This window comes from Pseudomonas sp. NKUCC02_KPG (assembly GCF_019345465.1).
GTDB lineage: Bacteria > Pseudomonadota > Gammaproteobacteria > Pseudomonadales > Pseudomonadaceae > Aquipseudomonas.
The window spans coordinates 43,620-56,103 of sequence record NZ_JAHKRC010000004.1 but is presented as its reverse complement, the minus strand read 5'-3'; the positions used below and the strand labels follow the sequence as shown (position 1 = coordinate 56,103).

Genomic DNA, 12,484 nt, shown 5'->3' with positions numbered 1-12,484 from the left:
TTGCTAGCCCAATGACCGCCCCAGCTTCCAGTACCCCATCAAGGTCAGTGCCTTGCGGTCCATGCCGCATTCATGGACGAAAAACTTTCTGATCGCCATCACCGCCATCGATTCCCCGGCCACCCAGGCATAAAACTCGTTGTGCCTGGCGCTGGCCCGCTCCCAGAGCCGCTGGTTGTCCAGATCAAGTTCTTGCAGGACAGCACAGGCCTTGGCTTGCAGGCGCCGGGGCGGCAGGCTGGCCAGTTCGCGGGCCGCGATGATCATGCCGTCACCATGCTGTTTGCCCAGACTGGCGCGGGGCAGCCAATGGACTTTGGTATTCGGGCCACAGACCAGGGCATGGCAGTCGGACTCTTCGGGCACTTCGATAAAGGCTTGTACCTGGGGTGTGTCGGGGTGATGTGCCAGCTCTTCCAGGATACCGGCGATGGCCGGGAGCGCAGTTTCGTCGCCGATCAGCAGTACTTTTCGCATGCCCTGTGGGGGTTGCCACTCATAGCCCCCCGGGTCGTCCGGGTAGGCGCCATTGGGGGCCGCAATTTGCAGGAGATCACCCGCTTTGGCCTGGGTTGCCCAGCGCGTGGCGGGGCCGGTGACGCCATGCAGGACAAAGTCGATATCCAGTTCGCCTGACTCCACGCGCAGGTTGCGAAGGGTGTAAGAGCGCATGGGCGGTACCTGCTCGGGGCTCAAGTCACGCAGGGTCGCTCGCCAGTCTCCCCGTTTGGGCAGGTTGGAGGCCTCGCCGTTGGCGGTGGGGAACAGCAATTTGACCCGCTGATCCGGTGCCAGGGTACGCATCAGCGCCACATCGTTGCCGCCGAACACAAAGCGCGTCAGTGACGGGCTCAAGGTGATGCGGCGTTTGAGCTGGATATCGAACAGTCGGTAGGCAGCGGGTTTACTGAGTCGATTGCGCAGGTTCTGCACCAGGGCGGCAGCGGGGGACATAACAGCACCTCAATAAGCAGGAGTCGTTTTGTATAACGATCCATTGAGTGAGGAATTTAAGGTGCTGTCGCACTCCTGGGTCAGGCGGGGTGGGGCATTGGCACCGGAGTGAGGACGGGCTTGCCGGCAAAAAAAGCCTGCAGGTTATCGACCACCAATTGCACCGTGGCTTCGACCGCATCGGGTGACTGGCCAGCCACATGGGGAGTCATGACCACGTTGCCGAGGGTTTTGAGCGGGTCCGGCACCAGGGGTTCGTCTTCAAACACGTCGAGCCCGGCCCCGGCGATTTTGCCTGTGGCCAGGGCGCTGATCAGGGCATCGGTGTCGACTACGCTGCCACGGGCAATATTGATCAGGTAGCCGTCTGCGCCCAGAGCATCGAGCACGGGAGCGTCGATCAGGTGGTGGGTGGCGCTGCCGCCGGGCGTGGCGATCATCAGGAAGTCCACTGCTGCGGCCAGTTCAAGCACGCTGACGCAGTAGGTGTAGGGCGAGTCGGGGCGCGGCTGGCGGCTGTGGTAGCTGATGCTCATGTCAAAGCCGCAGGCCGCACGCTTGGCGATGGCCTGGCCGATCGCGCCCAGGCCGATGATGCCCATGCGTTTGCCCGACAGTGAGGGCTGGCGCACCTTGACCCACTCGTTGCGGCGGATGCTGGCGTCGGCCTGGGGGATGCCGCGCACCGCGCTCAGCAACAGCGCCATCGCGTGGTCGGCCACAGACGAGGCGTTGGCCCCGGCGCCGAAGGTCACGGTAATGCCAAGGTTGCTGGCGGCTTGCAGGTCGACCTGCTCGAAGCCGGCGCCGATCACGCAGATGATCTTGAGCAAGGGCAGGGCAGCCATTTCTTCGGCATGCAGGCCCAGCGGGCCACGGGTCAGCACGGCGTCGATGCGGGCGCCGTGCTGGGCTATGGCCTGGGCGCGGCTGGCGGGGGTGGGCGCCAGGATCAGTTCGTAGCCTTGGGTTTCAAGCATGTGCAGATAATCGTTAACGCTCTCTACCAGCACCAGCACAACTCGGGACATGGGTATCTCCAGCCAAGGGATGTCAAGAATGGACCGAGATTAACACCGGTCTGTGCTGTTTTTCGCGGCACCCATTCGATCCGGGCGCTCTATTCAGGCTTTTTTCAGCCGTGTGGCGGATGGGCCGAGTCCTGCGCTGGAGCCAAGCCGGGTCGGCCTGTTACCATTCGCCCTTTGTTTTATCTCCACTTCGAGACCGCCCATGACCACCGTTCGCACGCGCATTGCGCCATCGCCTACCGGCGACCCCCACGTCGGCACCGCTTACATCGCTTTGTTCAACTACTGCTTTGCCAAGCAGCATGGCGGCGAATTTATCCTGCGGATCGAAGATACCGACCAATTGCGTTCGACCCGCGAGTCCGAGCAGCAGATCTACGACGCCTTGCGCTGGTTGGGTATTACCTGGAGCGAAGGCCCGGACGTTGGCGGCCCGCACGGCCCGTACCGTCAAAGCGAACGCAGCGAGATCTACAAGAAATACACCCAGCAACTGGTCGACATGGGTCATGCCTTCCCGTGCTTCTGCACGAGCGAGGAGCTGGACCAGATGCGCGCCGAGCAAATGGCCAAGGGCGAAACCCCGCGCTACGACGGTCGTGCGCTGCTGTTGTCCAAAGAAGAAGTAGCGGCCCGTCTGGCAGCTGGCGAACCCCACGTGATCCGCATGAAAGTGCCGACCGAAGGCGTGTGCGTTGTGCCGGACCTGCTGCGCGGCGATGTCGAGATCCCGTGGGATCGCATGGACATGCAAGTGTTGATGAAGACCGATGGCCTGCCGACCTACTTCCTGGCCAACGTGGTCGACGATCACCTGATGGGCATCACCCACGTGCTGCGTGGCGAAGAGTGGCTGCCATCAGCGCCCAAGCTGATCCTGCTGTACGAGTATTTCGGCTGGGAGCAACCGCAGCTGTGCTACATGCCGCTGCTGCGTAACCCGGACAAGAGCAAGCTGTCCAAGCGCAAGAACCCGACGTCGGTGACGTTCTACGAGCGCATGGGCTTCATGCCTGAAGCGATGCTCAACTATCTGGGCCGCATGGGCTGGTCGATGCCGGACGAGCGCGAGAAGTTCTCGCTGCAGGAAATGGTCGATAACTTTGACCTGTCCCGCGTCTCGCTGGGCGGCCCGATTTTCGACGTAGAGAAGCTGTCGTGGCTCAACGGTCAATGGTTGCGTGACCTGCCGCTGGAAGAGTTCGCCAGCCGCGTGCAGCAATGGGCGTTGAACCCTGAGTACATGATGAAAATCGCGCCGCTGGTTCAGGGCCGGGTTGAAACCTTTAGCCAGATCGCGCCATTGGCCGGGTTCTTCTTCTCGGGCGGCTTGCAGCTCGATGCCAAGCTGTTCGAGCACAAGAAGCTGTCCAACGAACAAGTGCGTCAGTTGATGCAGCTGATTCTGTGGAAGCTGGAGAGCCTGCGTCAGTGGGAAAAGGACGCGATCACCGGCTGCATCCAGACCGTGGTCGAGTCCCTGGAGCTGAAGCTGCGTGATGCCATGCCGCTGATGTTCGCTTCGATCACCGGCCAGGCAAGCTCGGTGTCGGTGCTGGACGCGATGGAGATTCTGGGGCCGGACCTGACCCGTTTCCGTCTGCGCCAGGCACTCGACCTGCTGGGCGGTGTGTCGAAGAAAGAAAACAAAGAGTGGGAAAAGCTGTTTAACGCCATGGGTTAACGGTTTTTCTTTGTAGTCGCTGCCGCAGGCTGCGAGGGGTTCAGTGGCGTTTCCAGGAAAACGGGTTGCTCCGCAACCCTTCGCAGCCTTTGGCAGCGACTACAGGTTTTGTGGGTTTGGGCCAGTATTTACGGGGCAGGGAAGGTAAGTGGTTGTTCTCACGGCAAATTTTTTTTAAAAAGTTTAAAAATAAGTTTGACAGCCTATCCATCCAGTCTTAATATGCGCCCCGTCCACACAGCAACACGAAACAAGCAGCAACAACACGCTGCAGTGACTGTCTGGGGCTATAGCTCAGCTGGGAGAGCGCTTGCATGGCATGCAAGAGGTCAACGGTTCGATCCCGTTTAGCTCCACCAAATTTACAGTTCAATGTCTGGCCACACCGGCATTGAATCGATCAGCACTCAGCGCTGATCAGTTAGAAGGTTTGTGTCCCCTTCGTCTAGTGGCCTAGGACACCGCCCTTTCACGGCGGTAACAGGGGTTCGAGTCCCCTAGGGGACGCCAGTTTTACAGAAGCAGCACTTCGGTGATGCTCCGCCGCCAGGCGATAAATCGGGGCTATAGCTCAGCTGGGAGAGCGCTTGCATGGCATGCAAGAGGTCAACGGTTCGATCCCGTTTAGCTCCACCAATTTACAGTTCAATGTCGGGCCACACTGGCATTGAATCGATCAGCACTTGCTGCTGATCACTGTTAGAAGGGTTTGTGTCCCCTTCGTCTAGTGGCCTAGGACACCGCCCTTTCACGGCGGTAACAGGGGTTCGAGTCCCCTAGGGGACGCCACGATTACCCGCTATGCGGGATTTATAAGGGTCATTCGATTATTGAATGGCCCTTTTGTTTGTCTGCAGTTTTTATATTCCTCGCCTCGAAGCTTGCAGCCGCCCCCTCTGCGTTACACTGCGCTCCTTATTTTTTTAGGGGGAGACAAGGCATGAGTTGGGATTTGGCAGCACCGTTCATCATTGACCTGACCGTTCAGGCCGAAGACATCGACGGGTTCGGTCATGCCAATAACGCGGCCTATGTAGTCTGGCTGGAACGTTGTGCCTGGCGCCACTCGCAGCGTCTGGGGCTGGATCTCACCGAGTACCGTCGCCTTGATCGCGCCATGGCGGTGTCCCGCCATGAAATCGATTATCTGGCCAGTGCCTATGAAGACGATGAGCTGCAATTGGCAACCTGGATTGTCGATTGTGACCAGCGCTTGCGCATGACCCGCCACTTTCAGCTTGTGCGCCCCAGCGATGGCGTGACCCTGTTGCGTGCGCAAACCACGTTTGTCTGCATCGAGCTGTCCACGGGCAAGGCCAAGCGCCTGCCGCCCGAGTTCCTTGAAGGTTATGGTCCGGCTGTCGTCACGGCCTGATCAGCAGCGCCTGCTCATACCGATTGCCCACATAACGGCGTAAACTGCCGCACGTTTTTCATGAGAGTCACCCATGCAAATTGCTTTGGCGCCGATGGAGGGGTTGGTCGACAACATCCTGCGTGATGTCCTGACCCGCACCGGCGGTATTGATTGGTGTGTGACCGAATTTATTCGGGTCACCGAGCGGTTGTTACCGGAAGCCTACTTCCATAAATTCGCCCCCGAATTGCAGCACGGTGCGCAGACGCGTTCCGGCGTGCCGTTGCGCGTACAGTTACTGGGTTCTGATCCGGCCTGTCTGGCCGACAACGCGGCGCTGGCCGTTGAGTTGGGTTCCGGGGTGATTGACCTCAATTTTGGCTGCCCGGCCAAGACCGTGAACAAGTCCCGTGGTGGTGCGGTGCTGCTCAAGGAGCCCGAACTGCTGCATGCGATCCTGCTGCAGGTGCGACGCACTGTGCCTGCGCATATCCCGGTGACCGCCAAGATGCGCCTGGGCTTTGATACGCCAGACAGCGCCAATGAGTGCGCGATTGCCCTGGCCGAAGGGGGCGCAAGCCAGATCGTGGTGCACGCGCGGACCAAGATGGATGGCTACAAGCCGCCTGCCCATTGGGAGTACATCGCCCAGGTACAGGAAGCGGTGAAGGTGCCGGTGTTTGCCAATGGCGATATCTGGTCGGTTGAAGATTGGCGCCGTTGCCGCGAAATCAGCGGTGCTGAAGACATCATGCTGGGTCGCGGCCTGGTGTCGCGGCCCGATCTGGCCCGGCAAATTGCCGCAGCCCGTGCCGGTGTTGAAGTGGTGCCGATGACTTGGGCTGATTTGCAGCCCATGATCCGCGATTTCTGGGCGCAGGCCGAAGCCCAGCTGACGCCACGTTCAGCCCCCGGGCGCCTGAAGCAGTGGTTGGCCATGCTGACCCGCAACTACCCTGAAGCCGTGCTGCTGTTCAATGCCATGCGCCGTGAAACCGACTGTGAGAAGGTCCGGCATATGGTCAACAACCCGCCTGCTGACGCTGCCTGAAACGGCTGAAAAAAATTTTCAGAAAAACCCTTGAAACGGTTTTGACGGTCCCTATCTAAGGGGTACGCGATGCCGAAACCGGGTCGCGTAACAAAATCTCGCTGAAATCAGGAGGATGAAATTATGAGCAACGCATTTTCAATGGCGCCACTGTTCCGTAATTCTGTCGGCTTTGACCGTTTTAGTGATTTGTTTGAAACCGCTTTACGCAACGATTCGAGCGGCGGCTACCCACCTTACAACGTTGAAAAACGTGGTGAAGACAGCTATCGCATTGTGGTTGCGGCTGCAGGCTTCCAGCAGGATGATCTGGACCTGCAAGTTGAGAAAGGCGTGCTGACCGTGAGCGGCAGTAAACGTGAAAGCACCAGCGAAGAAGGCGTGACCTTCTTGCATCAAGGCATTGCACAGCGGGCATTTAAATTGTCCTTCCGTCTCGACGACCATATCGAGATCAAAGGCGCAAACCTGAGCAATGGTTTGCTGAGCATCGACCTGCAGCGGGTGGTGCCGGAAGAGGCAAAAGCCAAACGCATCCCGATCAATGGGGATTCGCAGCCTGCTCTGCAAAACTGATCTGAGCACGTGCTGAAAAAGAACCCCGTCTTCAGGCGGGGTTCTTTTTATCCGGATGAATATCAAGAGCAGCACGCAGGCATTTGTCCCCGACCTCTCCCCGGGGCAAGTGCCTGCTTTTCATGTCCAGAACGTCACTTTCCAGCCTGACCTGCGGTCAACTGGTGTTTTTGCAGGTTCTTGTCGGCTTTGTAGCGCAAGGCTACGTCGGGCACGCTGCCGCTTTTACCGGTTTCAACCCAGTTGCGAATCCGCCCTGCATCGGCGAAGTGGGTGTATTTGCCAAAGGCATCCAGAATCACCAGCGATACCGGGCGATTGCCCATCTCGGTTACCAGCACCAGGCAGTGTCCAGCCTGATTGGTAAATCCGGTCTTGGTGATCTTGATATTCCACTTGTCCTTTTTGACCAGATGATCGGTGTTATGAAAGCCCAGTGTGTAGTTGGGCTTGCGGAACGCCACGGTTTTTTCTTTGGTGGTGCTCAACTGGCTGAGCATCGGGTAGTGCCGTGCCGTTGCCAGCAGCTTGCTCAAATCGCGCGCGGTGGACACGTTGTGAATCGACAGGCCGGTCGGCTCAACGTAGTGGGTGCTCATCATGCCCAGGCTTTTGGCCTTGGCGTTCATGGCTGCGATAAACGCCACATAGCCGCCCGGGAAGTGATGGGCAAGGCTGGCAGCAGCACGGTTTTCCGATGACATCAGGGTGATCAGCATCATTTCGCGACGCGAGAGTTCGCTGCCAATCTTGACCCGGGAAAACACGCCCTTCATTTCTGGCGTGTCGCTGATGTTGACCGAAATGTATTCATCCATCGACTGTTTGGCGTCCAGCACCACCATGGCGGTCATCAGTTTGGTCACGGAGGCGATGGGGACGATGGCGTCAGGGTTGCTGGCAAAAATGACCTTGTTGGTCTGCAGGTCGATCAGCATCGCGCTGCCTGAGGCGATATGCAGCTGTGAGGTATCCCTTGGGGCCGAAATGCTTTCAGCCGCTGCGGCGATTGAAGAGGCGCTGGTGCCTGCCAGAACTAAACACAGGCTCAAAATAGAAAGATGAATTTTCACGCAGAATGACTCAAGGATGGTTGGGAAGTACCGGGCTGCAACGGCTGTTACACACATAACGTTACATTTTGTCAGTATGGATCAATAGCGGCAGAAATGCCTGATTTCGCAGGGTTTATCAGAGAATATTCATGGCCGGGGCTTCGAGGTGCCAGTGCAGCTGGCAGGCCTCAACGGGAGGTGCTGGCGAATCAGGGATTCGTGCTCGGGCGAGCCTAGCAGTGCAATGCTGTTGGCTGGCTGAACGACTTGAGCGTTCGACCCTGGCTCTGGAGGCCGCGAAAAGTCAGTAACGCAGGAGGCGGGGATTTATCAGGTTCGACGCCTGTGAGGCTGTGGCCCCACAGGCGTGAACGGGTGCTTCAGGATTCAGCTCGATAGTGCAGCAAGTCCCCCGGCTGGCAATCGAGTGCGATGCAAATGGCTTCCAGGGTGGCGAGCCTTATACCTTTGACCTTCCCTTGCTTGAGCAGTGACAGGTTCTGCTCGGTAATGCCGACCATTTGCGCGAGGTCCTTGGATTTGACCTTGCGCATGGCCAGCATGACGTCCAGCTTAATTTCGATCGGCATCTTGGCCTCTTAAACAAACTGCTGATTTTCCCGTGCCATCGAACAGGCGTTGTATAGGCTGCGGGCGATGATCATAAGAGAAGCGGAGAGGAATAAGGCAACAAGATGCGACGGTTCAAAGCTGATGGTGAACAAACGCTCGCCGTCAGGGCGCAAAAATGTGATCCAGACGCTCATGACCGGTGTCAGCAAGAGGCAGGCCAGCACCCATGAAGCGACACTCTTGCCTACTTTCCCCAGCAGTTCAGCCGACTCCGCCGAGAAGTATTCCCCGTTGCTGTAGGCCAGAAACAGGCTGCGCAGCGCCAGCAAACCCTTGGCCAGTATCAGCAGGGGGATGCTGGACAGCACAATGGCCCCTGCGACTTGCCACCAGGGCATCTGCAGAATGTCTGCGTTCAATGTTTTGGTCATGGCGCTCAGGCTGAATCCGCCGACGTAGGTGCCAATGACGTTGGGGAAGATCCAGTAAGCGATATTGGCCAGGAGCATGCCCACCACGAGCGCCAGGGTGGCGGTTGCCAGGGTTCTGCTGCGATCGGCCAGGTGATCGGTTTTCATCTGAAAGTCCTTCTGTAGTACTGATGATGATTAAGTGCCCGGATTCTGCGCAGAAACGGTAGGCGATGTTTTAAGGCCTTGATATCGTAATTCGATAATAAATGATTGTAAAACGATAATTTCATGGATGTAGAAATGACTTTGGCGGATGCAGATGCGCGCGGTGTTGATTAGGCAGGGCTGTGCAATTGTGTAAAATGCCGGCCCTTGAAATTGACCGGCCGGCCTGATGACTCCTGAAGCGTTAACCACTCTGCATTTGCACCTATTGACTGCTCTGGACGCTGCGCCCGAAGAAACCCGGCGTTTGTTTCATGGGCGCGGGCGGTGCTGGCCGGGGCTTGAGCAGTTGACAGTCGACTGGCTGCAAGGCGTGGTACTGGTCTCGTTGTTCAAGGAGCCCGATGCCGGGCATCTGAACGCCTTGAAGCAGCTGTTGATGACGCTCGTGCAGTCCCCTTCATGGCGAGCCAGCGGGGCCCACACGCTGGTGCTGCAACATCGCTATACGCTGCAGAGCGACACTGAATGGCTGGTGGGTGAGGCGGTTGATGAGTGGACGCTGACCGAAGGCGGGTTGCGCTATCGAGTGGACCTGGGCCGCAAGCAGAACAACGGCCTGTTTCTGGACATGCGTTACGGTCGGGACTGGGTGCGGGCCAACGCCGAGGGCAAACGGGTCTTGAATCTGTTTGCCTATACCTGCGGCTTTTCAGTGGCCGCGATCGAAGGCGGTGCGCAGCATGTGGTCAACCTCGACATGTCCCGTGCGGCGCTGAGCCGTGGGCGCGACAACCATCGGTTGAACGGGCATGACATGAGCAAGGTGACGTTCCTGGGGCATGACCTGTTCAAGTCCTGGGGTAAGGTGAAAAGCACCGGCCCTTATGATCTGGTGATCATCGACCCGCCGTCGTTTCAGAAGGGCAGCTTTCTGCTGACCAAGGATTACCAGCGGGTAGTGCGCCGGTTGCCTGAGTTGCTGAGCGAAAACGGCACGGTACTGGCCTGCATGAACGACCCGGCACTGGGTTCGGACTTCCTGATCGATGGCGTTACCCTTGATGCGCCGAGCCTGCGTTTTGTCCAGCGCCTGGATAACCCGCCGGAGTTTCCTGATGCCGACGCAGAATGCGGTTTGAAAGCGCTGGTGTTCAAACAGGGCGTTTGACGGGCAAAAAAAGGCCCGCTGGGGGAGTTGCGGGCCAAGGGGTACATTGAATGAGCAATGAGCGCAGCGAATATACCGCCCGCTGCGCTCAAAGACTGTGAAACAAAATTCATCTTTCTTGTGGGAGCGGGCTTGTTCGCGATGGCATCGACCAGGTGCCCTGGCCGAACCGCGTCGCCTGTATCGCGAGCAGGCCGCTCCTACAAAATTTGCCGGTTACTTGGTGCGCGACGACTCGAACAGGAACCACACGCGGCGCTCGGCTTCATCGATCCAGTTTTCCAGCAGGCTGGTGGTGGCCACGTCTCCGAGTTCGGAGCACATGTCGTGGGTTTCACGCATGTACGCGGCCAGCTGGATGTTGTCTTCGCGCAGCTCTGCCAGCATGTCTTCCGGGGTTACGAAGTCGGCATCGTTATCCAGCAGGCGCTGGAGCTTTTTGATATGGCCAATCGAGCGAATGGTCGTGCGCCCCAGCTTGCGTACGCGTTCGGCAATGGCGTCGGTGGTCGCATAGATCTGATCGGCCTGTTCGTCCAGCAGCAGATGAAAGTCACGGAAATGCGGGCCGGACATGTGCCAGTGGAAGTTCTTGGTTTTCATGTAAATGGCGAATGTATCAGCCAGCAGCGCATTCACTTCGGCCGCAATGTTGATACAGGCTTTTTCGCTTAGTGCCGAAGGTGTCCGCAGATCGGCCTTTCTGCTTTCCTTCGCGGATTTCAGGTCTGTCATGGTGGTTCCTCGTGGCAGCGGTTGATCGGAATAACGTCACTTGAGTGCGGCTGACTAAAGACCAGGATCAGCCTCTCGTCAAACGCGTCGGGGCGTCTCAAACAGCCCGCGTAAAGTTTTGAGGGCCTCTGAGCAAGATCGTTCAAGACTTTCTTCTGTCAGGTTGCGACCCTTTGCGGCTGCTTACTGCCGGAATGTTTGTAATGTCTGATTCCCTTGCTCGATCCGCGTTTGTGCGCGGCACCATGGCCTGTCTTCCGCTCACGCTGGCGTGTGCCCCTTGGGGGTTGCTGGCGGGTTCCACTGCGATTGATGCCCAATTGACCCCGGCGCAAAGCCAGGGGCTCTCGCTTTTTGTGTTTGCCGGTGCGGCGCAATTGGTGGCGATCGGCATGATCAAAGGAGGGGCCAGTGCGATTTCGATCCTGGTGACCACCTTGCTGCTGACGTCACAACATTTGCTCTATGCCATGCATTTGCGACCGGTGGTGGCGCCACTCGAACCGAGATGGCGTCTGGGGCTGGGCTTTTTGCTGACCGATGAGTTCTTTGCCCTGGTCAGCCCGTTTGACCAGAAGACGTTCAATCGCTGGTACGCGCTGGGCGTGGGGCTGTGCATGTACGTGGGCTGGAATATTTTCACCCTTCTGGGCGTGGTGCTGGGCAAGAGTATCCCGGGACTGGACCAACTCGGGCTTGAGTTCTCGATTGCCGCAACCTTCATAGCGTTGATTACGCCCATCGTGCGCAATGTTCCAACCATTGTGTGCGTGGCGGTCTCATTGTTGAGCGTGGTGCTGTTCAGTTACTGGCAGTGGGAGTCGGCCATTGTGCTGGCAGGGCTGGCGGGTATGGTCGCGGGTTATCTGTGCAAGCGGCTGGGAGGGTACTGGGCATGATTTGGATCATTATTGCCGGGATGACGCTGATTCTGTTTTTCAACCGCTACCTGTTTTTGGAGCCGCGGCTGCCGATTCGCTTGAATCGTGGGGTGAGGGAGTTTTTGGGGTTCGCGGTACCGGGGATGCTCACGGCGATTTGCGGGCCGATCATCTTCGTCAAGAATCATGAGGTCGACCTGAGCCTGGGCAACCCGTACCTGCTGGCCGGGCTGTGCGCCATAGGGCTTATGCTCTGGAGTCGCAACGTACTGCTCAGTGTCGCGTTGAGTGTGGGGCTGTTCTATCTGTTTCGCTGGTGGCTTTGATTTGCGCTGCGGCGCGGGAAGTAAAGGGGCCGCTCAGGGCAACGCCGTCACTGACCACGTACCAGCACGCCAGCAGGCCGTCCGCGCGAAGCGGAGCGGGGACTGCACTGCCGATGACCGACATGACATGAATCTTGGGCATAAACACCTCCTTCAAACAATGTCGCTACCTTACGGGCTGGGCCGCTGCGCAAAAAATCATTGCGCGTGATAGTCGTCATTGATGTCGGTGAGGTGTCAGTCAACCACCTGGTCGAGCATGTGCATGACTTCCTGATCGCTCAGCAATCCCTCGCGTACGAGGTGCTGGGCCAGCAGTGACACCAGCTTGGCGGTGCGATGGCCTTCGAGCTGCTTGAGCTCGGTCAGGGTGTTGTAAACCTTGCTTGAAGTGCAGAGCCCGACGATGTGGTGCGGGTTTTGTGTAGGCATAAAGGTCGTCCTTGTTTTTATGAGTGTGCCGATGATCGCGCCAGTGGCGCTCCATAATGCCGCAGTCCGGGCCACTAGGG

General features: G+C 58.2%; 15 protein-coding genes and 4 tRNA genes. 11 read left to right on the top strand and 8 right to left on the bottom strand.

From position 1 onward, the window contains the following. Positions 1 to 3: 3 nt before the first annotated feature. Entirely contained in the window at positions 4 to 954 is a 951-nt protein-coding gene (locus KO536_RS06585; RefSeq protein ID WP_219261501.1) for a siderophore-interacting protein, read from the bottom strand. Positions 955 to 1,034: 80 nt separating this feature from the next. Further along, entirely contained in the window at positions 1,035 to 1,985 is a 951-nt protein-coding gene (locus KO536_RS06580; RefSeq protein ID WP_219261500.1) for a 2-hydroxyacid dehydrogenase, read from the bottom strand. Between the two features lie 202 nt (positions 1,986 to 2,187). Between KO536_RS06580 and gltX the strand changes: the two genes are divergently transcribed. The 8 genes from gltX (at position 2,188) to KO536_RS06540 (ending at position 6,653) form a co-directional block, all read left to right on the top strand. Continuing rightward, positions 2,188 to 3,669, top strand: coding sequence for a glutamate--tRNA ligase (gene gltX, locus KO536_RS06575; protein WP_219261499.1), 1,482 nt, complete (start codon positions 2,188 to 2,190; stop codon positions 3,667 to 3,669). Positions 3,670 to 3,952: 283 nt separating this feature from the next. Next, positions 3,953 to 4,028: transfer RNA gene (locus tag KO536_RS06570), tRNA-Ala, on the top strand. Positions 4,029 to 4,103: 75 nt separating this feature from the next. Further along, positions 4,104 to 4,179, top strand: a tRNA-Glu gene (locus tag KO536_RS06565). 50 nt (positions 4,180 to 4,229) lie between these two features. Then, positions 4,230 to 4,305, top strand: a tRNA-Ala gene (locus KO536_RS06560). A 77-nt stretch (positions 4,306 to 4,382) separates the two neighbouring features. Beyond that, positions 4,383 to 4,458 (top strand) — tRNA-Glu (locus KO536_RS06555). Between the two features lie 151 nt (positions 4,459 to 4,609). Then, positions 4,610 to 5,044, top strand: a complete 435-nt coding sequence (locus KO536_RS06550; protein ID WP_133077200.1) for a thioesterase family protein — start codon at positions 4,610 to 4,612, stop codon at positions 5,042 to 5,044. Between the two features lie 73 nt (positions 5,045 to 5,117). Continuing rightward, positions 5,118 to 6,077, top strand: coding sequence for a tRNA-dihydrouridine synthase (locus KO536_RS06545; protein WP_219261498.1), 960 nt, complete (start codon positions 5,118 to 5,120; stop codon positions 6,075 to 6,077). Positions 6,078 to 6,200: 123 nt separating this feature from the next. Further along, positions 6,201 to 6,653, top strand: coding sequence for an Hsp20 family protein (locus KO536_RS06540; RefSeq protein WP_133077202.1), 453 nt, complete (start codon positions 6,201 to 6,203; stop codon positions 6,651 to 6,653). Positions 6,654 to 6,787: 134 nt separating this feature from the next. Here the strand turns inward: KO536_RS06540 and pbpG are convergent, their stop codons facing one another. From pbpG to KO536_RS06525, 3 genes are all read right to left on the bottom strand, one after another. Beyond that, positions 6,788 to 7,726, bottom strand: coding sequence for a D-alanyl-D-alanine endopeptidase (gene pbpG / locus KO536_RS06535; RefSeq protein ID WP_133077203.1), 939 nt, complete (start codon positions 7,724 to 7,726; stop codon positions 6,788 to 6,790). Between the two features lie 362 nt (positions 7,727 to 8,088). Further along, positions 8,089 to 8,298 carry a helix-turn-helix transcriptional regulator gene (locus KO536_RS06530; protein WP_095036595.1) on the bottom strand — a complete coding sequence of 70 codons (210 nt, stop codon included), beginning with the start codon at positions 8,296 to 8,298 and terminating at the stop codon, positions 8,089 to 8,091. A 9-nt stretch (positions 8,299 to 8,307) separates the two neighbouring features. Next, a complete protein-coding gene (locus KO536_RS06525; RefSeq protein WP_133077204.1) occupies positions 8,308 to 8,859 on the bottom strand; it encodes a DUF2975 domain-containing protein in 552 nt (183 codons plus the stop codon). A 229-nt stretch (positions 8,860 to 9,088) separates the two neighbouring features. Between KO536_RS06525 and KO536_RS06520 the strand changes: the two genes are divergently transcribed. Beyond that, positions 9,089 to 10,030 carry a class I SAM-dependent methyltransferase gene (locus tag KO536_RS06520; protein WP_133077205.1) on the top strand — a complete coding sequence of 314 codons (942 nt, stop codon included), beginning with the start codon at positions 9,089 to 9,091 and terminating at the stop codon, positions 10,028 to 10,030. Between the two features lie 216 nt (positions 10,031 to 10,246). Here the strand turns inward: KO536_RS06520 and KO536_RS06515 are convergent, their stop codons facing one another. Further along, positions 10,247 to 10,765 carry a Dps family protein gene (locus KO536_RS06515; protein ID WP_133077206.1) on the bottom strand — a complete coding sequence of 173 codons (519 nt, stop codon included), beginning with the start codon at positions 10,763 to 10,765 and terminating at the stop codon, positions 10,247 to 10,249. 203 nt (positions 10,766 to 10,968) lie between these two features. Between KO536_RS06515 and KO536_RS06510 the strand changes: the two genes are divergently transcribed. Together KO536_RS06510 and KO536_RS06505 are read left to right on the top strand one after the other, a co-directional pair. Next, positions 10,969 to 11,664: an AzlC family ABC transporter permease gene (locus KO536_RS06510; protein ID WP_133077207.1), complete on the top strand. Its 696-nt coding sequence runs from the start codon at positions 10,969 to 10,971 to the stop codon at positions 11,662 to 11,664. Then, positions 11,661 to 11,972 carry an AzlD domain-containing protein gene (locus KO536_RS06505; RefSeq protein ID WP_133077208.1) on the top strand — a complete coding sequence of 104 codons (312 nt, stop codon included), beginning with the start codon at positions 11,661 to 11,663 and terminating at the stop codon, positions 11,970 to 11,972. The genes KO536_RS06510 and KO536_RS06505 overlap by 4 nt, the downstream gene beginning before the upstream one ends. Here the strand turns inward: KO536_RS06505 and KO536_RS24245 are convergent. Both KO536_RS24245 and KO536_RS06500 read right to left on the bottom strand, forming a co-directional pair. Next, a complete protein-coding gene (locus tag KO536_RS24245) occupies positions 11,920 to 12,114 on the bottom strand; it encodes a hypothetical protein (RefSeq protein WP_257622833.1) in 195 nt (64 codons plus the stop codon). The two genes, KO536_RS06505 and KO536_RS24245, sit on opposite strands and share 53 nt — an antisense overlap. Positions 12,115 to 12,209: 95 nt before the next feature. Then, positions 12,210 to 12,404, bottom strand: a complete 195-nt coding sequence (locus tag KO536_RS06500; RefSeq protein WP_019826144.1) for a hypothetical protein — start codon at positions 12,402 to 12,404, stop codon at positions 12,210 to 12,212. Positions 12,405 to 12,484: the final 80 nt, after the last annotated feature.